This is a genomic window from Caballeronia sp. A2-2 (assembly GCF_057612605.2).
In genome coordinates this window covers 2,525,284-2,549,271 of the sequence record NZ_CM172587.1, presented here as the reverse complement: position 1 = coordinate 2,549,271, position 23,988 = coordinate 2,525,284, and the positions used below count along the sequence as shown (strand labels likewise).

22 protein-coding genes are annotated in these 23,988 nt (G+C 62.7%); 21 read left to right on the top strand and 1 reads right to left on the bottom strand.

Annotated features, from left to right (window positions below; translation table 11 throughout):
- Window positions 1–89: 89 nt before the first annotated feature.
- From surE to rlmD, 6 genes are all read left to right on the top strand, one after another.
- Complete coding sequence (gene surE, locus ACZCWR_RS12130) at window positions 90–848, top strand: 5'/3'-nucleotidase SurE (RefSeq protein ID WP_487301010.1); 759 nt, start codon at window positions 90–92, stop codon at window positions 846–848.
- Window positions 818–1,771, top strand: coding sequence for a protein-L-isoaspartate(D-aspartate) O-methyltransferase (locus ACZCWR_RS12125; protein ID WP_487301009.1), 954 nt, complete (start codon window positions 818–820; stop codon window positions 1,769–1,771). The genes surE and ACZCWR_RS12125 overlap by 31 nt, the downstream gene beginning before the upstream one ends.
- A 5-nt stretch (window positions 1,772–1,776) precedes the next feature.
- Window positions 1,777–2,766 carry a peptidoglycan DD-metalloendopeptidase family protein gene (locus ACZCWR_RS12120; protein WP_487301008.1) on the top strand — a complete coding sequence of 330 codons (990 nt, stop codon included), beginning with the start codon at window positions 1,777–1,779 and terminating at the stop codon, window positions 2,764–2,766.
- Between the two features lie 12 nt (window positions 2,767–2,778).
- A complete protein-coding gene (gene rpoS, locus ACZCWR_RS12115; protein ID WP_487301007.1) occupies window positions 2,779–3,876 on the top strand; it encodes an RNA polymerase sigma factor RpoS in 1,098 nt (365 codons plus the stop codon).
- A gap of 55 nt (window positions 3,877–3,931) precedes the next feature.
- Entirely contained in the window at window positions 3,932–4,708 is a 777-nt protein-coding gene (locus tag ACZCWR_RS12110; RefSeq protein ID WP_487301006.1) for a 3'-5' exonuclease, read from the top strand.
- A gap of 66 nt (window positions 4,709–4,774) precedes the next feature.
- Complete coding sequence (gene rlmD, locus ACZCWR_RS12105) at window positions 4,775–6,193, top strand: 23S rRNA (uracil(1939)-C(5))-methyltransferase RlmD (RefSeq protein WP_487301005.1); 1,419 nt, start codon at window positions 4,775–4,777, stop codon at window positions 6,191–6,193.
- 90 nt (window positions 6,194–6,283) lie between these two features.
- On the opposite strand, the gene ACZCWR_RS12100 is transcribed toward rlmD, so the two are convergent.
- Window positions 6,284–6,982: a Bax inhibitor-1/YccA family protein gene (locus tag ACZCWR_RS12100; protein WP_487301004.1), complete on the bottom strand. Its 699-nt coding sequence runs from the start codon at window positions 6,980–6,982 to the stop codon at window positions 6,284–6,286.
- Between the two features lie 323 nt (window positions 6,983–7,305).
- Between ACZCWR_RS12100 and ndk the strand changes: the two genes are divergently transcribed.
- From ndk to ACZCWR_RS12025, 15 genes are all read left to right on the top strand, one after another.
- Complete coding sequence (gene ndk, locus ACZCWR_RS12095; RefSeq protein WP_487301003.1) at window positions 7,306–7,731, top strand: nucleoside-diphosphate kinase; 426 nt, start codon at window positions 7,306–7,308, stop codon at window positions 7,729–7,731.
- A 157-nt stretch (window positions 7,732–7,888) separates the two neighbouring features.
- The gene (rlmN, locus tag ACZCWR_RS12090) at window positions 7,889–9,031 is read left to right on the top strand and encodes a dual-specificity RNA methyltransferase RlmN (RefSeq protein WP_487301002.1); all 1,143 of its coding nucleotides are present in this window, start codon (window positions 7,889–7,891) and stop codon (window positions 9,029–9,031) included.
- 206 nt (window positions 9,032–9,237) lie between these two features.
- On the top strand, window positions 9,238–10,329 hold the full coding sequence (locus ACZCWR_RS12085; RefSeq protein WP_487301001.1) for a RodZ domain-containing protein: 1,092 nt from the start codon (window positions 9,238–9,240) through the stop codon (window positions 10,327–10,329).
- Window positions 10,330–10,459: 130 nt separating this feature from the next.
- Window positions 10,460–11,776 (top strand): flavodoxin-dependent (E)-4-hydroxy-3-methylbut-2-enyl-diphosphate synthase, encoded by a 1,317-nt coding sequence (gene ispG, locus ACZCWR_RS12080; protein ID WP_487301000.1) that lies wholly within the window; start codon window positions 10,460–10,462, stop codon window positions 11,774–11,776.
- A 6-nt stretch (window positions 11,777–11,782) separates the two neighbouring features.
- Complete coding sequence (gene hisS, locus ACZCWR_RS12075; protein WP_487300999.1) at window positions 11,783–13,132, top strand: histidine--tRNA ligase; 1,350 nt, start codon at window positions 11,783–11,785, stop codon at window positions 13,130–13,132.
- 90 nt (window positions 13,133–13,222) lie between these two features.
- A complete protein-coding gene (locus ACZCWR_RS12070; RefSeq protein WP_487300998.1) occupies window positions 13,223–13,852 on the top strand; it encodes a tetratricopeptide repeat protein in 630 nt (209 codons plus the stop codon).
- 126 nt (window positions 13,853–13,978) lie between these two features.
- Window positions 13,979–15,124, top strand: coding sequence for an outer membrane protein assembly factor BamB (gene bamB / locus ACZCWR_RS12065; protein WP_487300997.1), 1,146 nt, complete (start codon window positions 13,979–13,981; stop codon window positions 15,122–15,124).
- A gap of 377 nt (window positions 15,125–15,501) precedes the next feature.
- Complete coding sequence (der, locus tag ACZCWR_RS12060; protein ID WP_487300996.1) at window positions 15,502–16,842, top strand: ribosome biogenesis GTPase Der; 1,341 nt, start codon at window positions 15,502–15,504, stop codon at window positions 16,840–16,842.
- Window positions 16,843–17,003: 161 nt separating this feature from the next.
- Window positions 17,004–17,240, top strand: coding sequence for an RNA chaperone Hfq (gene hfq, locus ACZCWR_RS12055; RefSeq protein ID WP_006999489.1), 237 nt, complete (start codon window positions 17,004–17,006; stop codon window positions 17,238–17,240).
- An 87-nt stretch (window positions 17,241–17,327) separates the two neighbouring features.
- Window positions 17,328–18,596, top strand: coding sequence for a GTPase HflX (hflX, locus tag ACZCWR_RS12050; RefSeq protein WP_487300995.1), 1,269 nt, complete (start codon window positions 17,328–17,330; stop codon window positions 18,594–18,596).
- A gap of 59 nt (window positions 18,597–18,655) precedes the next feature.
- Complete coding sequence (gene hflK / locus ACZCWR_RS12045; protein WP_487300994.1) at window positions 18,656–20,029, top strand: FtsH protease activity modulator HflK; 1,374 nt, start codon at window positions 18,656–18,658, stop codon at window positions 20,027–20,029.
- A gap of 13 nt (window positions 20,030–20,042) precedes the next feature.
- Window positions 20,043–20,951, top strand: a complete 909-nt coding sequence (hflC, locus tag ACZCWR_RS12040; RefSeq protein ID WP_487300993.1) for a protease modulator HflC — start codon at window positions 20,043–20,045, stop codon at window positions 20,949–20,951.
- A gap of 59 nt (window positions 20,952–21,010) precedes the next feature.
- The gene (locus ACZCWR_RS12035) at window positions 21,011–21,196 is read left to right on the top strand and encodes a DUF2065 domain-containing protein (protein WP_487300992.1); all 186 of its coding nucleotides are present in this window, start codon (window positions 21,011–21,013) and stop codon (window positions 21,194–21,196) included.
- 70 nt (window positions 21,197–21,266) lie between these two features.
- Window positions 21,267–22,418: an ATP phosphoribosyltransferase regulatory subunit gene (locus ACZCWR_RS12030; protein ID WP_487300991.1), complete on the top strand. Its 1,152-nt coding sequence runs from the start codon at window positions 21,267–21,269 to the stop codon at window positions 22,416–22,418.
- Window positions 22,419–22,535: 117 nt separating this feature from the next.
- Window positions 22,536–23,882 (top strand): adenylosuccinate synthase, encoded by a 1,347-nt coding sequence (locus ACZCWR_RS12025; protein ID WP_487300990.1) that lies wholly within the window; start codon window positions 22,536–22,538, stop codon window positions 23,880–23,882.
- The last annotated feature ends 106 nt before the right edge of the window (window positions 23,883–23,988 follow it).

Sequence of the window (23,988 nt, the reverse complement as noted above, 5' to 3'; positions counted from 1 at the left end):
GTTTAGGGCAGGGCGAACAGGCGCGCCGGACCTTCCGGGCACGCTGTCGAGTCGTTCGCGTGCCATGTTTCCTCGGTTACAATCTTCGGATGCGAATCCTACTCAGCAACGACGACGGTTATCTGGCCCGCGGCATCAACGTGCTGCACGCGGCCCTGCAATCGCTCGGCGAAGTGACCGTGATGGCGCCGGAGCAGAACTGCAGCGGCTCATCCAACTCGCTCACGCTGTCGCGGCCCTTGAGCGTTCATCAGTCGGCCAACGGTTTCAATTTCGTCAACGGCACGCCGACCGACTCGGTGCATATCGCGCTCACGGGCATGCTCGATCACAAGCCGGACATCGTGGTGTCGGGAATCAACAACGGGCAGAACGTCGGCGAAGACACGCTGTATTCCGGCACGGTCGCCGCCGCCACCGAAGGCTTCATGTTCGGCATTCCGGCAATCGCGTTTTCGCTGGTCGGGCGCGACTGGCTGCATCTGGAAGATGCCGCGCGCGTGGCCGCCGAAATCGTCGCGCATTTTCTCGATCATCCGATGCCCGGTCATCCGCTGCTCAACGTGAACATTCCGAGCCTGCCGTATGAGCAACTCGGCGAATGGAAAGTGACGCGGCTGGGCAAGCGGCATCCGTCGCAGCCTGTGATCCGGCAGACCGATCCGCGCGGCAACCCCATCTACTGGATCGGCCCTTCCGGCGATGCGCTCGACGCCACCGAAGGCACCGACTTTCACGCGGTCGCCAACGGCTTCGTATCGATCACGCCGTTGCAACTCGATCTCACGCATACGCGTCTCATGAACGAAACGCGCGAATGGGCGCGCGCCGGGAGCCATCGCTCATGACGGACGAGCGCGCCAAGCGCTTTCCGCTGGCGCTCGCCGATCTGGTGCGCGATCCGCGCAAGCCGGCGAGCCGCGCCGATGCATCGCGCGTTGCGCGCAAGGCCGCGTCGTCGATGACGGCGAAGCCCGCGAAGGCGGTTGCATCGAAGACAGCGGCGAATCCCGCCGCGAAACCGGTTTCCGATTCAGCCCGCCGTGCGCCACATGCCAGACCCACGAACGCCGCTTCCGTCGCAACGAAGAAAGGCGCGCCCAACGTCGCGCTCGCCAGCAAGGAAGTGTTGAACTCCGAGCGCGTGCGCGAGCGCATGGTCGAGCGTCTGCGCGCGAACGGCACGACCGACCCGCGCGTGCTCAATGCCATGTCGGTCGTGCCGCGCCATATGTTCGTCGATCCGGGTTTGGCCGTGCAGGCGTATGAAGATGCCGCGCTGCCCATCGGCCATCACCAGACGATCTCGAAGCCGTCGGTGGTGGCGCGCATGATCGAACTGGTGGCGGCGGGGCGTGCGCTCGACAAAGTGCTGGAGATCGGCACGGGCTGCGGCTATCAGGCGGCCGTGCTGTCGCAGGTCGCGGCCGAGGTTTATTCCATAGAACGCGTGCGTCCGCTGTCGGAGCGCGCGAAGCTGAATTTACGGCCGCTGCGCGTGCCGAACATCCGGCTGCATTACGGCGACGGGCGGCTCGGGCTGCCCGCCGCCGCGCCTTTCGATGCCATCGTCATCGCGTGCGCGGGGCTGGATGTGCCGCAGGATTTGCTGGATCAACTGGCGGTGGGCGGCAGGCTCGTCGCGCCGGTTGGATCGCAGGCCGCTCAGTCGCAAGTGCTGACGCTCGTCACGCGCGTTTCCATGACGCAGTGGCGAGAAGAGCGGCTCGATCGCGTTTTCTTTGTACCCTTAAAATCCGGAGTGATTTGACACCGATGAGTATCTTGCGTGCTTTGCGACTAGATCGTGCAGACGACCGCCTGACGGCGGCGCAGCGCGGCGTGTGTATCTTCGCGCTGTCCGTGCTGGCAGCCTGCGCGTCGCGCATGGACATGGCGCCCGTGGTTGACCGGACCGGCGCGCCCATCGGCACGACGGCCCAGACGCCGGACAACGGCGGCCCGCCGCCGCCAGGCTATTACCGCGTGAAACCGGGCGACACCCTATATCGGATCGCACTGGAAAACGGTCAGAATTATCACGACATCGCGACGTGGAACAACCTGACCAATCCGAACGCGATCGAGGTGGGGCAACTGATGCGCGTCGCGCCCCCGGGCGCGAATCTGAGCGCGTCCACGCCCGGCGTCTCGACTGCGCCGATCGCGGGCGGCGGCGTACAGACACAACCGCTCAACGGTGCGAATAGTCCGTATGCACAGCCGGGCGTTGCGACCGGCGCCACGGCGCAGCCGCCTTACTACGGTCCGAATTCGGGCATGGGCGCGGCGCCCGGCGCGACCGCAGGCGCGGCAGCGGGAGCACTGGCGGGTGGCACGACACCGGGCACGACGCCGAACATTCCGGCGACGCCCGGCGCGGATAACGGCGCGGCGGCGCAACCGGCATTCATCTGGCCGGCGCGTGGTCCGATTCTCGGCACATTCGACGACGCGAAGAACAAGGGATTGAACATTGGCGGCGCAGCGGGAGACCCGGTCATTGCATCCGCTGATGGGCGCGTGGTTTATTCGGGAAATGGGCTGCGCGGCTACGGCAACCTCGTTATCATCAAGCACGACGCGACTTTTCTCACAGCGTATGCACATAACCGCGCTTTGATGGTAAAAGAAGGAGACGCGGTGACCAAAGGGCAGAAGATCGCTGAGATGGGCAACAGCGATTCGGACCGCGTGATGTTGCATTTCGAAGTTCGCCGGCAGGGAAAACCTGTTGACCCACTGAAGTATTTGCCGCCGCAATAAAGCGGAACCATCATGCCGAAAACGAAGCGCCGCCTGCCGCAAGCCGAGACTGAAACCATCAGTCGACCTTTGCAAGTGTCGATGGAAGACGGTGCTTCGACTGTCGATGAAGACGCCGAGAGCGTCGATGTCGACGTAGACTCCGACGAAGAAGGCGAGAGTCGCGGCAAGACCGGCGAAAGCGCGGCCGGAAGCGCAAACGATTCCGCGCCCGATGCGGACGATTTCCGCTCCATGCTTCAGGCCGAACTCACGGCCGACACCATTCAGCATTACCTGAACCGAATCAGCGTGAAGCCGCTGCTCACCGTCGAGGAAGAGCAGCGGTATTCGCGTCTGGCGAAGGCCGGTGAATTCGAAGCGCGCCAGGTCATGATCGAGCGCAATCTGCGGCTGGTCGTCAGTATCGCGAAGGGTTATCTGAACCGTGGCGTGCCGCTGCTCGATCTGATCGAGGAAGGCAATCTCGGGCTCATGCATGCCATCGAGAAATTCGATCCCACGCGCGGTTTCCGTTTCTCGACGTATGCCACCTGGTGGATTCGCCAGAGTATCGAACGCGCGATCATGAATCAGGCGCGCACGGTGCGCTTGCCGGTGCATGTCATCCGCGAACTGAATCAGGTGTTGCGCGCCAAGCGGCATCTGGAAAAAAATTCCGCTAATTCGAACGATGCCATCGCGCCGGAGCGCCGCGATGCGAGCATCGACGATATCGCCTATCTCACCGGTAAGACGCCCGAGGAAGTCACCGATATCCTCGCGCTCAACGAACACACGGCGTCGCTCGATGCACCGCTCGACCTCGATCCCGGCAGCAGCCTGCTCGACCTGCTCTCCGACGATCAAAGCCAGTCGCCCGATGCGGAAGTGCAGCACCGCGAACTGGAGTCGCTCACGCGGTTGTGGCTGTCGCGCCTGTCCGACAAGCATCGGCACGTGATCGAACGGCGCTTCGGCCTGAACCATATCGAACCCGCCACGCTAGAAGAACTCGCCGATGAAATGGGCCTCACGCGCGAACGCGTGCGCCAGATTCAGCAAGAGGCGCTGGTGCGGCTCAAGCGCTTTTTTGCGTCCAATGGCGTGCGCAAGGACGCCGTGCTTTAAGCTCTACGCTTTCCCGTTCTGAACGACGCCTCGCCGCGTCACGCATTCCGATTCAATGACTCCGATTCTCGTATTCGACATCGAGACCATTCCCGATGTCGACGGCATTCGCCGTCTCGAAGACCTGCCCGACGATCTCTCCGACCGCGAAGTCGCCGAACACGCGTTCGAAGCGCGCCGCGAGCGCGTGGGCAACGATTTCCTGCCGCATCATTTGCAACGCGTGGCGGCCATTTCCTGCGTGTTCCGCGATAACAACGGCTTTCGCGTGCGCTCGCTCGGCACGCCCGGCGATGGCGAGGCGGCGCTCATCCAGTCGTTCTATCGCGTGATCGAAAAGTACACGCCGCAACTCGTGTCGTGGAACGGCGGCGGGTTCGATCTGCCGGTGCTGCATTACCGCGCGCTGGTGCATGGCGTCGCTGCGCCGCGTTACTGGGACCTCGGTCAGGACGATCGCGAGTTCAAGTTCAACAATTACATCGGCCGCTATCACATGCGGCACATCGATCTGATGGACGTGCTCGCCATGTATCAGGCGCGCGCCAACGCCCCGCTCGATGCGCTCGCCAAGCTGTGCGGCTTTCCCGGCAAGCTCGGCATGGACGGCGGCAAGGTGTGGGACGCCTATTGCGACGGCCAGCTCGACGAAATCCGCAACTACTGCGAGACCGATGTCGTCAACACGTACCTCATGTACTGCCGTTTCCAGATGATGAGAGGCGGTTTCACAGCCGATGAGTACGCCGACGAAATCAACTTCGTGAAGAATGCGCTGGCGCAGGAATCGTCGCCGCACTGGGCGGAATATCTGGCGGCGTTCGCGAATTGAAAAAGGCGAACGCGACGTTCGTCTACAATCTCGCCTTCGCTCATCCGTCAGCCAGGAAGTACGCAGGTGTCTGAAGCCGCCCGAAAACAATCGCATCGCCGCCGCGCCGCGCCGGCGAGAACCGTCACGCCCGATGCTTCGTTCATCGCGCCGGAACTGGAAATCGACTCGCTCGACATGGACGCGCGCGGCGTCGGCCGCACGGTCAACGAGGACGGCGAGCCGGGCAAGGTCATATTCGTCGAAGGCGCGCTGCCGGGCGAACGGGTGAGCTATTCGAGCTACCGCAAGAAGCCGAGTTTCGAGCAGGCGCAGGTGGTGAGCGTGTTGCGCGAAGCGGTGATTCGCGCGCGGCCGAAGTGCCCGTTCTTCGGTACGTGCGGCGGTTGCTCCATGCAGCATCTCGAAGTAAGCGCGCAGATTGCCGTCAAGCAACGCGTGCTGGAAGACAACCTTCAGCATCTCTCGAAACTGCGCGCGGAAACCATGTTCCGGCCGATTCACGGGCCGTCGTGGGGCTATCGGTATCGCGCGCGGCTGACGGTGCGGTATGTCGAGAAGAAGGGCGGCGTGCTCGTGGGCTTTCACGAGCGCAAGAGCAGCTTCGTCGCCGACATGACGAGTTGCGAAGTGCTGCCGCCGCACGTTTCCGCGATGCTCGTGCCGCTGCGTCATCTGGTGGCGGGACTTTCGATTCGCGACCGGATGCCGCAGATCGAACTGGCGGTGGGTTCGGACGTGACCGCGCTCGTGCTGCGCATTCTCGAACCGCTGACCGAAGCCGACGAAGCGCTCATCCGCACTTTCGCCGATGAACACAATGTTCAGTTCTGGCTTCAGCCGAAAGGCCCGGACACCGTTTATCCGTTTTATCCGCTCGATCGCGAGTTGGCCTACACGCTGCCGGAATTCGACATCCGCATGCCGTTCAAGCCGACGGACTTCACGCAGGTGAATCACCAGATCAACCGCGTGCTGGTGGCTCGCGCGCTGAGTCTGCTCGCGCCAGCGCCAAACGACCGCGTGCTCGACTTGTTTTGCGGCATCGGCAATTTCACGCTGCCGCTCGCGCGACGTTCGCGCGAAGTGGTCGGGATCGAAGGCAGCGAGGCGCTCACCACACGCGCGCTCGAAAACGCGAAGCTCAACGGCGTGGATGCGCATACGTCGTTCGCGTGTCGCAATCTGTTCGAAGTGACCGCCGACGACATGCGCGCGCTCGGCGCATTCGACAAGTTTCTGATCGATCCGCCGCGCGAAGGGGCGCTCGCGGTGTCGAGGGCGCTGGCCGATCTCGCGCAGAGCGGCGACGAGGCGTTCTTGCCGAAGCGCATAGTCTACGTGTCATGCAATCCCGCGACGCTCGCCCGCGATGCCGGTCTGCTCGTGCACGAAGCCGGCTACCGCATGAAGGGCGCGGGCGTGGTGAACATGTTCCCGCATACGTCGCACGTCGAATCGATCGCGTTGTTCGAGCGGGATTGAATCGCCAAGCCGTTTCTCTGAAACGCGCGCGCATGAAAAAACCGGCTCGAAAGCCGGTTTTTTCGTTTGAAGCAGCAGCGATCCGTTCGATCAGTTACGGTTGCCGCCGAAGATGCCGAGCAGCGCCAGCAGGTTCGTGAACACGTTGTAAAGGTCGAGGTAGATCGCCAGCGTCGCGCTGATGTAGTTCGTTTCGCCGCCGTTCACCACGCGCTGCACGTCGAACAGCATGTACGCCGAGAAGATCACGATGGCGAGCACCGAGACGGTCAGCATGAGCGCCGGCAGTTGCAGGAAGATGTTCGCGACGCTCGCCAGCAGAATGACGATCACGCCCATGAACAGAAACTTGCCCAGGCCCGAGAAATCACGCTTGCTGACGGTGGCGATGGTCGCCATGGCCGCGAAGATCACGCCCGTGCCGCCGAACGCCATCATGATGAGCTGCGGTCCGTTCGAAAAACCGAGGATGAAGCTCAGGAGACGCGAGAGCATCAGCCCCATGAAGAACGTGAAGCCGAGCAGGACGACCACGCCCATGCCGCTGTTCTTCGTTTTCTCGATGGCGAACATGAAGCCGAACGCGATTGCCAGAAACGCGATGAAGCTCATGGCCGGGCTGGTAGCCGCGAACAGCGAGAAGCCTGTGGCCACGCCCACCCACGCGCCGAGCACCGTTGGCACCATCGAGAGCGCGAGCAGCCAATACGTATTGCGCAGCACGCGGTTGCGCGTCTCGACCGAGGTGACGCTGCCGTTGCGGCCAAAGCTGTAGGGTGATTCGTTCATGTTTTCTCCTTGCTCCAATTGTCTGTCGTTTCTGAAGCGACATCCGTCACAGATGAATGGTAGGGTGCGCGACTTAAGCCATTATTAGGCCGATCGGCCCGCTTTGCAGCAGCGCTTGCAAAGCGGACTTCGTTCCCTAATATGACCCGCGCGCGCGGCGATTTCAATGGCGCCGGAACAAATTTCCGGCAACGGCTGAAGCTCGCCCACGCATGCTTTGATGCTTACGAAGCCGTAAGGTTTCAATCGCAATCATACATTGCTTCGTGCTACAATTGTCGATTCGTTTTAATCCGTAAACCGTTCATTTTTTGGAGTTTTTCATGTCGATCGAGCGCACCCTGTCGATTATCAAGCCGGACGCAGTGGCTAAGAATGTCATCGGCCAGATCTACACCCGTTTCGAAAACGCGGGCCTGAAGATCGTTGCCTCGCGCATGGTGCATCTCTCGCGTGCTGATGCGGAAAAGTTCTACGCCGTGCACGCCGCGCGCCCGTTCTTCAAGGACCTCGTCGAATTCATGATCTCGGGCCCGGTCGTGGTTCAGGCGCTCGAAGGTGAAAACGCCATCGCCAAGCATCGCGAACTGATGGGCGCGACCGATCCGAAGAAGGCCGACAAGGGCACGATCCGCGCCGACTTCGCCGACAGCATCGACGCGAACGCAGTGCACGGTTCCGATGCGCCGGAAACGGCTGCGCAGGAAATCGCGTTCTTCTTCCCGCAAGTGAACGTCTACTCGCGTTAAGAACGTCGGTCGTCGCGGCGGTCCGGAATCGCCGCGACAACGCGCCTCGACGCAAGACAAGAATAGCGGTACAAAAAAGCAGGACATGGCGCGAACGGTCCCGTGCAGGCTCAAAATGAAGCTCACGGGCTTCGCAATCTGAATGGCAGAACTCGACATGACGAGCAGCTCCACCGTCAACCTTCTCGATCTCGACGCCGCCGGGCTCGTCGCGTACTGCGGCAGCCTGGGCGAAAAGCCGTTTCGCGCCAAGCAGTTGCAGCGATGGATCCACCAATTCGGCGCCGACGACTTCGACGGCATGACGGACCTCGCGAAATCGCTTCGTGAAAAACTCAAGGGCCGCGCCAATATGGCGATGCCCGATATCGTCCGCGACCACGTTTCCACCGACGGCACGCGCAAGTGGCTGATCGACGTTGGCAATGGCAACGCGGTCGAAACCGTGTATATCCCGGAAGAAACGCGTGGCACGCTGTGCGTGTCGTCGCAGGCCGGGTGCGCGGTAAATTGCCGCTTTTGTTCGACGGGCAAGCAGGGCTTTTCCCGCAACCTCACGACCGGCGAAATCATCGGTCAATTGCGCATGGCGGAATTCGCGCTGCGCAAATCGCTCGGGCGCGAAGTCGGCGGGCCGGGCAAGGGCGAGCGCGTCGTCACCAATGTCGTGATGATGGGCATGGGCGAGCCGCTGCTCAATTACGATGCCGTCGTGCCCGCCATGCGTTTAATGCTCGACGACAACGCCTATGGCCTGTCGCGCCGGCGCGTCACGCTGTCCACCTCGGGCGTCGTGCCCATGATGGACCGGCTCGCGGCCGATTTGCCGGTGGCGCTGGCAGTGTCGCTCCATGCGCCGAACGATCCGCTGCGCGACATGCTCGTGCCGCTCAACAAGAAGTATCCGTTGCGCGAACTGATGGCGGCGTGCCAGCGCTATCTGAAGGTGGCGCCGCGCGATTTCATCACGTTCGAATATTGCATGCTCGATGGCGTGAACGACACCGAGGCGCACGCGCGCGAACTGCTCGCCGTCACGCGCGATGTGCCCTGCAAGTTCAATCTCATCCCGTTCAATCCGTTCCCGGAATCGGGCCTCACGCGCTCGAAGAACGATCAGATCAAGCGTTTCGCGCAAGTGCTGATGGATGCCGGCATCGTCACGACCGTGCGCAAGACGCGCGGCGACGACATCGACGCGGCCTGCGGGCAACTGGCGGGCGAAGTGCAGGATCGTACGCGGCTGGCCGAGCGCATGGGACGCACGGCGGGCAAGATCATCGAAGTACGCGCGGTGTAAACGGGCGGCAGGATGCGCATGCGCGCCTGCGCGTAACGAAGAAAAATCGACATAAAGCGCGACAAGCGCTCGATGACGGCGCGCAAAGCCGAACATTTTGTTATAAAGCGGTCTGCAATGGCGCCGGGGCTGTATCGTTCACGTGGTTTTAACGTACGGCGGCGCAAGCGCGCTACATATACAAAAATCGAATCGAGGAAATTGGCATGAGTGAGCCGCAGCACCCGGCGCCTTTCGGCAGTCATACCGGCGAGACGTCGGGCAGTCAGCGCGACGCTCGCACGGGCGTCGAAGGGGCGGCATCGAACGAAATCCACGCGGGGACGCTGGATTCGATTCGAGCCGTCGGCGTTCGACTGGCGCAGCTTCGGCAGGCGAAGGCGTGGTCGCTGGACGATGTATCGGCGAGACTCAAGGTGTCGCCGAACAAGTTGCAGGCGCTCGAAGCCGGCGATATCAGTCAGATGCCGGACCGCACGTTCGCGGCGGGCATCGTGCGGAGTTACGCGAAGATTCTGGGTGCCGATCCGGCGCCGTTCACGCAGGCGTTTCGCCGTGATGGCGGAGGCGTCGAGCACAATTTGAAGGTGCCGGAATCGGGCGGCGCAGGTTTGCCGCGTTCGCGCGTGTCCGTGCCGCTTGGCAGTTCGTCGGGGCGCAAGCGCTCGTGGTTGTGGGGCATCGCGGCCATCGTGGCGGTGTTCGCAGCGCTCGCGATGTGGCATACCGGCGGGGACTCCGCTGCATGGCTTGCGCGCTTCAAATCGACGGCGGGCGTGAATACATCGTCGTCGGGCGACAATGGCGGCACCGCGACAAGCGCCGGATCGGCGACGCCGGACGAAGCCGCCGCGGCGAACACGGGCGAAGCGTCCTCGCTGCCGGAAGTGGCGGCATCGCCCAACGAGCAGCCGATGCCGCGTCCGCTCGGCACCAACGCGCTGCCGGCTGCGTCGGCGGTGGCGAGTGCCAGCGCTCCTGTTGCAGCAGCGGCGAAGGCGGCATCCGCGCCAGTGGCGGGCGCATCCGGCGCGGCAGTGGCCGGCACGGGCGCGAACGCCATCGAGTTGAAAGTGAAGGAAAATAGCTGGTTCAGCGTGCGCGGCAAGGATGGCCGGGAGTTGTTCTCCGGTCTCGTGCAGGCGGGCAGCACCCAGCGCGTGCAGGGCGATGCGCCGTTCAAAGTGACCGTCGGCAACGCGAAAGGCGTCGATTCGATCGCGGTGGACGACCAGCCCGTCGATGCGAAGAAGTACACCGGCGCGAAAGGAAATGTCGCGCGTCTGACGCTGCCTTGAAGCGAGGCGCATCGGGCGGACGCGTGGATTAGTCAGGGGCATCGCGGCGCCATGTCGCGATGTCCGTTCGAGGTTCCACATGCGCAACTCGACGCCTGTAGCGGCGTCCCGATTGCCAAAGGGTTTTTCGATGCAATCCGAAGCTCAATCCCTGATCAGCAGCAAGATTTGTTCGACCGAACCGGTTTTCGGCGGCCCGCTCGCGCGCCGTTCGTCGCACGCGGTGGATGTGCGCTGGGGCGGCCAACTCGTGACCATCGGCGGCGACGCACCCGTGCGCGTCCAGTCGATGACCAACACCGACACCGCCGACGCCATCGGCACCGCGATCCAGATCAAGGAACTCGCGCAAGCCGGTTCCGAACTCGTGCGCATCACGGTGAACACGCCGGAAGCGGCGGCCGAAGTGCCGCACATCCGCGATCAGTTGGACCGTATGGGCGTGATGGTGCCGCTCGTCGGCGACTTCCATTACAACGGCCATTTGTTGTTGCGCGACTATCCGGCCTGCGCCGAAGCGCTGTCGAAGTACCGGATCAATCCGGGCAATGTCGGACAGGGCGCCAAGCGCGACACGCAATTCGCGCAAATGATCGAAACGGCGGTCCGCTATGACAAGCCGGTGCGCATCGGCGTGAACTGGGGCAGTCTCGATCAGGACCTGCTCGCGCGCATGATGGACGAAAACGCCGCGCGCTCCACACCGTGGGAACTGCAAAGCGTGATGTATGAAGCGCTGATTCAGTCTGCCATCGGCTCGGCGGAACGCGCGGTCGAACTGGGACTGGGGCGCGACAAGATCATCCTGTCGTGCAAGGTCAGCGGCGTGCAGGATCTGATCGCCGTGTATCGCGAACTGGCGAAGCGCTGCAGCTTCGCGCTGCATCTCGGGCTGACCGAGGCGGGCATGGGCTCGAAGGGCATCGTCGCGTCGACGGCGGCGTTGTCGATTCTCTTGCAGGAAGGCATCGGCGACACCATTCGTATCTCGCTCACGCCGGAGCCGGGAGGCGCGCGCACGGGCGAAGTCGTCGTCGGACAGGAAATCTTGCAGACCATGGGTCTGCGCTCCTTCACGCCGATGGTCATCGCGTGCCCCGGCTGCGGGCGCACCACGAGCACGCTGTTCCAGGAACTCGCTTCGCAGATTCAAACCTATCTGCGTACGTCCATGCCTGATTGGCGCGAGAAGTACGCCGGCGTCGAGAAGATGCACGTCGCGGTGATGGGCTGCATTGTCAACGGGCCGGGCGAGTCGAAGCACGCGAATATCGGCATCAGTTTGCCGGGCTCGGGCGAGAATCCGGCGGCGCCGGTGTTCATCGACGGCGTGAAGGTGAAGACGCTGCGCGGCGAAAATATCGCGGTGGAGTTCCAGCAAATCGTGAGCGACTACGTCGAGCGCAAGTACGGCAAGCGCGAAGAAACATCCGCGGCATCCATTTAAAGACAGATGACTGAACAGAAGAAAAAGCTCGAAAAACTGAGCGGCGTGAAGGGCATGAACGACATCCTCCCGCAGGATGCCGCGTTGTGGGACTTCTTCGAATCCACCGTGAAGTCGATGCTGCGTGCATACGGCTATCAGAATATCCGCACGCCGATCGTCGAGCACACGCAGCTTTTCACGCGCGGCATCGGTGAGGTGACCGATATCGTCGAGAAGGAAATGTACAGCTTCACCGATGCGCTCAACGGCGAGCATCTGACGATGCGCCCGGAAAACACGGCGGCGGTGGTGCGCGCGAGCATCGAGCACAACATGCTGTACGACGGCCCGAAGCGGCTGTGGTACATCGGCCCCATGTTCCGTCACGAGCGGCCGCAACGCGGGCGTTATCGCCAGTTTCATCAGGTGGGCGTGGAAGCGCTCGGCTTTGCCGGACCTGATACGGACGCCGAAATCATCATGATGTGCCAGCGTCTGTGGGACGACCTCGGGCTCACCGGCATTCGCCTCGAACTGAATTCGCTTGGTCAGCCGGAGGAGCGCGCGGCGCATCGCACGGAACTGATTGCCTATCTGGAAAAGCACGTCGATGCGCTCGACGAGGAAGCCAAACGCCGTCTCTACACGAACCCGCTGCGCGTGCTGGACACGAAGAATCCGGCCATGCAGGAGATCGCGCAGAACGCACCGAAGCTGGTCGATTTTCTCGGCGAGGAATCGCGCAAGCATTTCGATGGCGTGCAACGTCTGCTGAAGGCGAACAACATTCCGTTCACGATCAATCCGCGTCTCGTGCGCGGCCTCGATTATTACAACCTCACTGTGTTCGAATGGGTGACCGACAAGCTCGGCGCGCAAGGCACGGTGGCCGGTGGCGGTCGTTACGATCCGCTGATCGAGCAACTCGGCGGCAAGCCGACGGCAGCGTGCGGCTGGGCGATGGGCGTGGAGCGCATCCTCGAATTGTTGAAGGAAGAAAAGCTCGTGCCGGAAGACGAAGGCACGGATGTGTACGTCGTGCATCAGGGCGAAGCGGCGGCGGAACAAGCGTTTATCGTGGCCGAGCGTCTGCGCGATACCGGACTCGACGTCATCCTGCATTGCAGCCCGGACGGCACGGCCGCGAGCTTCAAGTCGCAGATGAAAAAGGCCGACGCGAGCGGCGCGGCCTTCGCGGTCGTGCTCGGCGAAAACGAACTCGCGCAAGGCACGATCGGCGTGAAGCCGCTGCGCCGCGCGGGCGCCGAAACGGCCGATGGTCAAAAGAACGAACAAGTCAACGTTCCGGCGGAAGACTTGACCGATTATCTAATCAATGCGATGGTTGCATCCGCCGACGACGAGGCTGCCTGAATTCGGGCACGGGCTTGCGCGCATTGATGCAACGACATCGCGCGCAGCACACGTCGAGGGGATTGAAACGCAGGAAGGATCAGCTGGACGATGAGCTATCACGACGAACAAGAATCACTGGAAAGCGTAAAGGCCTGGTGGAGCAGATGGGGTAACACGACGACTTGGGTCGTGCTCATCGCGCTCGTCATCATGGCGGGCTATAACGGCTGGAATTACTGGCAGCGTCGTCAGGCCGCCGAAGCATCGGTGCTCTACGATCATCTTCAGGAAGCCGTCAACGGCAACGATCAGGCGCTGATCGCACGCGCGGCCGCCGACATGGAAGACAAGTTCGGCAGCACGGCCTACGCGGAAATGGGCGCGCTCGCCGCGGCGAAGGCGCTCTACATGGCGGGCAACGCGAATGGCGCGAAGGCGCAGTTGCAATGGGCCATCGATCACGCGAAGGACGACGAGTACAAGCAGATCGCGAAGCTGCGTCTGTCGCTCGTGCTGCTCGACGAGAAGAACTACGACGCGGGTCTGAAGCTGCTCGCCGATCAACCGCTCGATGCGTTCAAGGGTGTCATCGCGGATCGTCGTGGCGATCTGCTCGCCGCGCAAGGCAAGCGAGACGATGCGCGTTCGGCCTACAAGGTCGCGCTCGACACGCTGCCGCAGAACGACACGACCGCGCGCCAGTTGATCCAGTTCAAGCTCGATGCGCTCGGCGGCTGATACGACGATCACGCATTAGCCACCGCCTACGTCCGGCATCAGCCCGCGAACCGCCGCGCATCGCCCTCGAGGCGACAAGCGGCGGCGCCAATCAACCGAATCCAATTTCTCATGTTGCGCCCATCGATGACATTTTTGAAACGCTACGCCGTGCCGCTCGCCTGCGCGATGACCGTCCTGCTGGCTGCCTGCTCGTCCTCCAAGGATGAACGCCGCACGCCGACGCCGCTCGTTGAATTCAAGCCGGTGCTGACCGTCAATCAAGCCTGGAAGGCGAGCGTCGGCAAGGCGGGACGCTATCTGTTCTCGCCGGTCGCGGTGGGCGACTATGTGTACGCTGCGGGCGCCAATGGCACGGTCGCGAAGATCGACGCCAAGACGGGGCAAGATGTCTGGCGCGTCAAGCTCAAGGACGATCTGTCCGCAGGCGCGGGGAGCGACGGCAATCTGACGGCGGTCGGCGGGCTGAAGGGCCAGGTCGATGTGCTCGGTCAGGACGGCAAGCTGCTGTGGACGGCAACCGCGCCGGGTGAAATCATCTCGCCGCCGCTGGTCGGCAACGATCTCGTGGTGGTGCGCACCATCGACGGCAAGGTGGTGGCCTACAGCGCGCAGACCGGCGAGCAGAAGTGGATCTTCCAGTTGCGCGCGGTGCCTTTGAATCTGCGCGTCTCGGCGGGCATGACCTTCGCGGGCAATCAGGCCGTGCTGGCGGGCTTCCCGGGCGGCGCGTTCGCAGCCATCAACCTGCAAACGGGCGATGCCTACTGGCAGGCGCCGGTGTCGTATCCGAAGGGCGTGACGGAAGTCGAGCGTATCAACGACGTGACCGGCGCGCCGGGCCTCGTCGGTGCGCAGACGTGCGCGGTGACGTTCCAGGGCAAAATCGGCTGTTTCGATGCGAACACGGGCCGTCCGGACTGGCAGCGCAACTATTCGAGCAACAGCGGTCTCGCGCAGGACGAACAAACGGTCGCAGCACCGGATGACTGGTCGGTCGTCAACGCCTTCCGCGCGACGGACGGCACGCCGCTCTGGAAGAACGACAAGCTGAAGAACCGCGATCTGAGCGTGCCGTACATTCTCGGCCGCGCCGTCGTGGTCGGCGATTTCGAAGGCTACGTGCATTTCCTGAGCGCGGACAACGGCGAACTGGTCGGGCGCATGAAGACGGATGGCAGCGCCATCACGGCGGCGCCTGTGTTGGCGGGCAGCACGCTGGTCGTGCAGACGCATGACGGCGACCTCTACGGCTTCCGTCCGAGCAATTAAGGGCGAGTGGTCGCAAAGCAATAAACGCGGCGCGGCGGTTTGCCCCGCGCGCGGTGTTGAAAGAAAAACGGGTAGACGGGCGTCATGCCCCGAATGCGGCGGCGCAAGCTGGCAATGTGGCTCGCGCGAAAGAGAACAAGACGGTCGCCGCCGCAGCCGACCCGAAAAAAGCGAACCGAACTGAACGAAATCGAAGCGGCATCGCGCGCATCTCATGCAGAGCGCCAGACGCGCCGCAGGCCTGTCCGATGTGCACCGTGCGTGCCGCAGGCCGAATCCATGCTAATTTTCGAAGGCGCAGTCCCGCGCGGCCCGAGCTTGCGGCTCGAGTCCAAGCGAGCCGCTACCGCCTCGCGTTCAACCTTGAACAACATCTGATGAAACCCGTGATTGCCCTCGTCGGGCGCCCCAATGTGGGGAAATCGACTCTCTTCAACCGGCTGACGCGCTCGCGCGATGCGCTCGTCGCAGACCTGCCGGGCCTCACGCGCGACCGCCATTATGGCGAAGGCCGCGTCGGCGGCGAGCGTCCGTATCTGGTCGTGGATACGGGCGGCTTCGAGCCGGTCGCGAAGGACGGCATCCTGCACGAAATGGCGCGCCAGACGCGTCAGGCGGTGGAGGAGGCGGACGTCGTCGTGTTCATCGTCGATGGACGCAACGGGCTCGCGCCGCAGGACAAGTCGATCGCGGACTATCTGCGCAAGACCGGCCGGCCGCTGTTTCTCGTCGTCAACAAGGCCGAGGGCATGAAGTATTCGGCGGTCGCGGCGGACTTCTACGAACTCGGCCTGGGCGATCCGCGCGCGATTTCTTCCGCGCACGGCGACGGCGTGACCGAGATGATCAACGATGCGCTCGATGTCGCCTATGCCGGTCAGCCGGAAGAAAGCGAGGAAGAAAAGGCGCAGCACGGCATCAAGATCGCGATCGTCGGGCGTCCGAACGTTGGCAAGTCCACGCTCGTGAATACGCTGATCGGCGAGGAGCGCGTGATCGCGTTCGACATGCCGGGCACGACGCGCGATTCGATTTATGTTGATTTCGAGCGAAGTGGCCGCAAGTACACCCTGATCGACACGGCGGGTTTGCGCCGGCGCGGCAAGGTGTTCGAGGCGATCGAAAAGTTTTCGGTGGTGAAGACGCTGCAATCCATTTCGGATGCAAACGTGGTGATTTTGCTGCTCGACGCTCAGCAGGACATTTCGGAGCAGGACGCGCATATCGCGGGCTTCGTGGTCGAGCAAGGCCGGGCGCTGGTCGTGGGTGTAAATAAATGGGACGGCCTGGACCCGCATGTGCGCGAGCGCACCAAGTCCGAACTGGCCCGCAAGCTCAAGTTTTTGGACTTTGCTAAATTTCATTACGTTTCGGCGCTCGAGAAAACCGGCATCAGCGCATTGATGAAATCGGTGGATGAAGCTTATGCCGCGGCCATGGCCAAATTACCGACGCCGAAACTCACGCGTGTGCTCATCGAAGCGGTGGAGTTTCAACAGCCGCGCCGCCGCGGTCCGGTTCGGCCAAAGCTGCGCTATGCCCACCAGGGCGGGCAGAATCCGCCCATCATCGTCGTGCACGGTAATGCGCTCGATGCCGTGACGGAAACTTATAAACGCTATCTCGAAGGTCGTTTTCGCGATGCGTTCAAACTGGTCGGAACGCCATTGCGCATCGAGTTCCGTTCAAGCAAGAATCCTTATGCGGACAAGGACTGAAAGCCGCGCGCAACAAGGGTTTCAGGGGCATCGGCCATTCGGCCTGGCCGGCGCCTGAAACGTAAATTATCGAAAATCAGCTATAGTGTAGCGATTGTCGTCCGATCTCTTTTTCTTCGCCGACAATACTTCCAACCTGCAAAAAAATCACGGAGTTTGCTATGAGCAACAAAGGGCAATTGTTACAAGACCCGTTTTTGAACGCACTGCGTAAAGAGCACGTGCCGGTTTCGATCTATCTCGTGAACGGCATCAAGCTTCAAGGCAATATCGAATCTTTCGACCAGTACGTCGTGTTGCTCCGTAATACGGTTACTCAGATGGTCTACAAGCACGCCATTTCCACGGTCGTGCCGGCCCGCCCGGTGAATTTCCACCCGGACGCTGAATCGTCCTAAACCATGTCGCGACCGGCGCATTCTTGCCCTCTCGAACTCGAATATTGAGCAACTCGCCGGTCGCTTCAAAACCAGAACTTCATCAATTTGATCAACGCAGCGCTCGTCGGCATCGACTTCGGCAAAATCGATTTCGAAGCCAGTCTCGAAGAACTCAGCCTGCTCGCAGAAAGTGCGGGCGCCCATCCCGCTGTCACGCTCACCGGCCGCCGATGCAGTCCGGACGCCAAAATGTTCATTGGCTCGGGCAAGGTCGAAGAACTGCGCCTGTCCTGTGAAGCGAACGACGTCGAACTCGTCATCTTCAATCACGCGCTCGCGCCGGCGCAGCAGCGCAATCTCGAAACCGCGCTGAATCGTCGCGTGGTGGATCGCACGAGTCTCATCCTCGATATTTTCGCGCAGCGCGCCCGCAGTCACGAAGGCAAGCTGCAGGTCGAACTCGCGCAACTTCAGTATTTGTCGACGCGCCTGATTCGCGCGTGGACTCACCTCGAACGCCAGAAGGGCGGCATCGGCTTGCGCGGTCCGGGCGAAACGCAGCTCGAAACGGACCGCCGGCTGATCGGCGAACGCATCAAGGCGCTCAAGTCGCGGCTCGACAAGCTGCGTCGTCAGCACGGCACGCAGCGGCGTCAGCGGGTGCGGCGCGGCACGCTGTCCGTGTCGCTCGTCGGCTACACGAACGCGGGCAAGTCCACGCTGTTCAACGCGCTGACCAAGGCGCAGGCGTATGCGGCCAATCAACTGTTCGCCACGCTCGATACCACTTCGCGCCGCGTGTATCTCGGCGAGGACGCGGGGCATGTCGTCGTGTCGGACACGGTCGGGTTCATCCGCGAATTGCCGCACCAACTGGTCGCCGCATTTCGCGCGACGCTGGAAGAAACCGTCCACGCCGATCTCCTGCTGCACGTGGTCGATGCATCCAGCCCCGTGCGTCTCGATCAGATCGATCAGGTGAACGAGGTATTGCGCAGTATCGGCGCGGACTCCATCCGTCAGGTGCTCGTGTTCAACAAGATCGATGCGGTGCCCGAACTCGCGGCCCGTGACGAGGCGGTTGAAAGGGACGAGTATGGTAATATTTCGCGCGTTTTCGTGAGCGCACGCACGGGTCAGGGACTCGATGCGCTGCGTGCTGCCATCGCCGAAATCGCATCGGCGGAAGAAGCCGATACCGGCCTGGGCCAACCCAGTGTGCTCGCCGAATTTGGCGATCCGCACGAGGCCGCCGAAAGAACGAATCCCACGCAGTCCGGGTCAGAAGAGACACACGTCGCGAACGCACGGCCGCAGGACCAGCGGCCAGCCGATGAGCGCGACGTCCATAACGTTCCCGAGCACGGTGCCTGAACGGCGCCGCGTTGCATCGGACCCGGCATCGATCCGGTTGTCTAATGGTGAATCACCGAGTGAACGACTACAACGAGCGGACTTCCCGGCAGCCTTTGTCTGCTGTCTTTTCGATCAACGATCCGCGCTGGGGCCGGGGCGACGGCAATGGCGTGAAGAACGACACGAAGCGCCCGCAGGACAACAAGCGCCCCAACGGTAACGGCAATGACGACGGCCCGCCCGATCTCGACGAGATGTGGCGCGACTTCAATCGCCGCATCGCGGGCGTGTTCGGCAAGAAGCCCGGCAACGGCGCGCCGCGCGACAACGGGCGCGGCACGCGCATCGGCGCGGGCATCGTCATCGGCGTGCTGATTGCGATCTACCTCGGCAGCGGCGTGTTCGTGGTGCAGGACGGGCATGTCGGCGTGGTCTCGCAGTTCGGCCAGTATCGTCAGACGGTCCAGCAGGGCATCCACTGGCGTCTGCCGTATCCGTTCCAGTCGCACGATATCGTCGATACCTCGCAGGTGCGTTCGGTCGAAATCGGGCGCGGCACGGCGCTCTCGCAAGGCAACGTGCGCGACGCCTCCATGCTCACGAGCGATGCCGATATCGTCGATATCCGCTTCGCCGTGCAATATCAGATCCGCTCCGCCACCGACTTCCTGTTCCGCAGCGTCAACGCCGACGATAGCGTGATGCAGGCCGCGCAGGCAGCGGTACGCGAGATCGCGGGCGGTCTCAGCACGGACGATCTGCTTTACAAGGACCGCGAAGCATTGCGCGCGCGTCTGGCCGAATCCATTCAAGGTTCGCTCGATGCCTACCGCACCGGCCTTCAGGTGACCGGCGTCACGGTGCAAAGCGTGCAGGTTCCGTCGCAGGTTCAGAGTGCGTTCGAGGAAGCCTCGCGCGTGCGTCAGGACAACGAACGCGCGCGTGACACCGCGCAGGCCTATGCCGATCAGCTGATCCCGCGCGCCAAGGCCGACGCGTCGAAAATGATCGATGAAGCCACCGCCTACAGCAATCGCGAAGTTACGCAGGCGCAGGGCGACGCCGAACGCTTCAAGCAGGTCTACGACGAATATTCGAAGGCACCCGCGGTCATCCGCCAACAGATGTATCTGGACACGATGACGCAAATCTACTCGCGCGCCACGAAGGTTTTCGTGGACAGCAAGGCTGGCAACAACGTGGTGTATCTTCCGCTCGACAAGCTGGTCGAGGCGAACCGTCAGCAGCAGGCAAAGGACGCAGCGGAAGCACCGGCCGGCGCCAGTGCGCCCGCAGCCGCTTCCGAGCCGCAGGCGCGTGCACCGGGTGCGGCATCCGCACCAGCCGCTGTCGCCGCGCACGCGAGCGCCGCCAGCAATGCGAATGCGGGCGATCCGCTGCGCTCGCGCGATGCGTTCCGCTCGCGCAGCCGCCAAGACGACCTGCAGTGAGGAGCGCGAACTTATGAATCGAATCATTGCGCTCATCGTCGCCGTCGTGATCGTGCTGTTCATCGGCTCGTCGATGATCTTCACCATCGACGAACGGCATGCCGGCATCGTCGCGTCACATGGCGACGGACAAGCGCGTCAGGAAGGTCCGGGCCTGCATTTCAAGCTCCCGCCGCCGTTCCAGACGCTCACGCTGATCGACACGCGCACGCTGACCATCGACGAAGCCGGCGCGGACCGTTTCAACTCGTCGGACAAGAACGAAGTGCTGGTGAACACGGTCATCAAGTATCGGGTGATCGATCCGCTCAAGCTGTTCGAGAGCAACGAGAAGAACACGCAGTCGGCGGAGGAACGCATCACCGGGCTGGCGCGCACCGCGCTCGCGAGCAGCTTCGCGAAACGCACGCTGGTCGATGCGCTCGGCACGCAGCAGGCGCTGGCCGCCGAAGCGCAGACGTCGGTGGAAAGCGCCACAGCCGCGTTCGGCGTGCAACTCGTCGATCTGCAAATGACGCGGATCGACTTTCCGTCGGCGGTGGCGGATTCCGTGTACAAGCGCATGATCGCGGCCCGCCAGCAGGCAGCGGCGAACGAGCGCGCGCAAGGCACGGCGCAAGCAGACAAAATCAAGGCAGACGCGCAACGCGAGCAGCAACAAATTCTCGCGGATGCATACAGCCAGGCGCAGTCCATAAAAGGAGAAGGAGACAGCAAGGCAGCGGCCATAGCGGCCGACGCATACGGGCGCGATCCGCAGTTCTACCAGTTCTATCAGAGCCTGGAAGCGTATAAGAAGACGTTCAAGCCGGGCGACGTGATCGTGGTCGATCCGAGCAGCGACTTCTTCCGATTCATGCGCGGACCCAACGGCGGCGCCAGCGCGGACAATTCCGCGAACGCCGCCACGGCACGCCGCTGATCCTGCCCGCGTCGTGCGCCCGTGTTCATGCGGGCGCGCTGCCTTCTTTCTCCTGAGACATGCTCGAGACGTTACTGCTCGCACTTGCGTTGATGTTGATCATCGAAGGAATGTTTCCTTTCGTGTTTCCCACGGCGTGGCGTGACACGTTCAAAAGGATCGCCGAACGGCCGCCGCACCATATCCGCATCGGCGGACTGGTCGCGATGGTGCTCGGGTTGATCCTGCTGCTGATCGCCACCTGATCCGCTCATTCGCTTAATCTTTCCCATGCGCGGCCTCCGATGCGCCGCGCGCCCCGTAGGAAACGTTTCGATGTCCACCTGGTTACTTCCCGAGAATATCGCCGACGTCCTGCCGTCGGAAGCCCGCAAGATCGAAGAATTGCGCCGCCGCCTGCTCGATCGTTTCCGCACGTACGGTTACGAACTGGTGATGCCGCCGATGCTCGAATATCTCGAATCGCTGCTGACGAGCGGTGGTTCCGATCTCGATCTGCGCACCTTCAAGCTGGTCGATCAGTTATCGGGCCGCACGCTCGGCCTGCGCGCGGACATCACGCCGCAGGTGTCGCGCATCGACGCGCATTTGCTGAATCGTCAGGGCGTGACGCGTTTGTGTTACGCGGGCGTGGTGCTGCACACGCGGCCGCGCGGCCTGCACGCGACGCGCGAGCAGATTCAGATCGGCGCGGAAATATACGGTCATGCGGGACTGGAAGCGGACCTCGAAATCCAACAGTTGATGCTCGATTCGCTGCATCTCGCGGGTCTGACGAAAGTGCGTCTGGATTTGGCGCACGCGGGCGTGCTGGCCGCGCTGCTGGAACTGGAACCGGCGGCGGCATCGCTCGGTGAAGCGTTGTACGACGCGCTCGCCAGCAAGGACGTGCCGCGCGTGCACGAACTCACCGCGCATCTGGGACAGGTGCCGCGTGAAGCCTTGCGCGCGCTGCCGTCGCTTTACGGCGATGCTTCCGTGCTCACCAGCGCCCGTGGGCGTCTGCCGAATCTGCCGGTGATCGCGCGCGCGCTCGATGATCTCGCGTTCCTCGCGTCACAAGTCGAAGGCGCGGAAGTCATGATCGATCTCGCCGATCTGCGCGGCTACGCGTACCACAGCGGCGTGATGTTCTCCGGCTACGTCGATGGCGTGCCGAACGCCGTCGCGCACGGCGGACGCTACGACGACGTGGGCCTCGCCTACGGCCGCGCGCGTCCGGCGACCGGCTTCTCGCTCGATCTGCGCGAAGTGGCGCGCATTTCCCCCGTCGATGCACGCGGCAGCGCGATCCTCGCGCCGTGGAAACATGACGAACCGTTGCGCGCCGCCATCCTCGCGCTTCGCGATGCCGGCGAAGTCGTGATTCAGGCGCTGCCCGGCCACGAACACGATCAGGAAGAATTCGCGTTCGACCGCGTGCTGGTCGAGCGTGACGGCACATGGAGCGTCGAGCCGCGCGGCTGAACGCTATCGAAGGCGCCTATCGGCGTCACGTAATCCAACCACGAAACGTATCCCGAAAAATTCGGAACCTCGCGGGAACCTAGGTAAAATACGTTTTTAACCAGCTAACGAATCAACATGTCTGCCAGCGCAGTGAATGTGAACCCAGGGCGCAATGTCGTCGTGGTGGGCACCCAGTGGGGTGATGAGGGCAAGGGCAAGATCGTCGACTGGCTGACGGACCACGCCCAGGGCGTCGTGCGCTTCCAGGGCGGCCACAACGCCGGGCATACGCTCATCATCGGTGGCAAGAAAACCATTCTTCGCCTCATCCCGTCGGGCATCATGCGCGCCGGCACGGCCTGTTACATCGGCAACGGCGTCGTGTTGTCGCCCGAAGCGCTGTTCAAGGAAATCGACGAGCTGGAGTCGGCGGGCATCGACGTGCAAAAGCGTCTGTTCATTTCCGAAGCCGCCACGCTCATTCTTCCGTATCACGTTGCCATCGACCAGGCGCGCGAGACGCGTCGCGGCGCGGGCAAGATTGGCACGACCGGTCGCGGCATCGGTCCGGCGTATGAAGACAAGGTCGGCCGTCGCGGTCTGCGCGTGCAGGATCTGTTCGACGAAGCCGTGTTCGCGGAACGTCTGCGCGAAGTGCTCGATTTCCATAACTTCGTGCTGACGCAGTACCTCGGCGCGGAAGCGGTGGACTATCAGCAAACGCTCGATACCATGCTGGGCTTTGCTCCGCGCCTCGCGCCCATGGTCACCGATGTGTCCCGCCGTCTCTACGACGAAAACCACGCCGGCCGCAATCTGCTGTTCGAAGGCGCGCAAGGCACGCTGCTCGATATCGATCACGGCACCTATCCGTACGTCACGTCGAGCAATTGCGTGGCGGGCGCGGCGACTTCGGGCGCGGGTATCGGGCCGCAACGGTTGAACTACATTCTGGGCATCACCAAGGCGTACTGCACGCGCGTGGGTTCCGGCCCGTTCCCGAGCGAACTGTACGATGCCGACAACGCGCAACGCCAGGAGCAAGTGGGCCTGACGCTCGCGACAGTCGGCAAGGAATTCGGCTCGGTCACGGGACGCCCGCGCCGTACCGGCTGGCTGGATGCTGCCGCGCTGCGCCGCTCGATTCAGATCAACGGCATCTCGGGGCTGTGCATCACCAAGCTCGACGTGCTCGACGGTCTCGACGAAGTGAAGCTGTGCGTGGGCTACATGCTCGACGGCAAGCAGGTCGATATCCTCCCGCGCGGTGCATCGGAAGTGGAGCGTTGCGAGCCGGTCTACGAGACCTTCGGTGGCTGGAAGGAGAGCACCATCGGCATCACGCAATGGGACGGGCTGCCGGAAAACGCGCGCGCCTATCTCACGCGCGTGCAGGACGTGGCCGGCGTGCCGATCGACATGGTGTCGACCGGACCGGACCGCGACGAAACCATCCTGCTTCGTCATCCGTTCAAGGTCTGAGCCCGCGCGAATCTCGCACGCGTTTCAGCCCATGAACCGGATGCAGTAAAGAATGTGGCCGCCTATTTCCAATACGCGGCCACATTGCGTATATAACCGTAGTTTG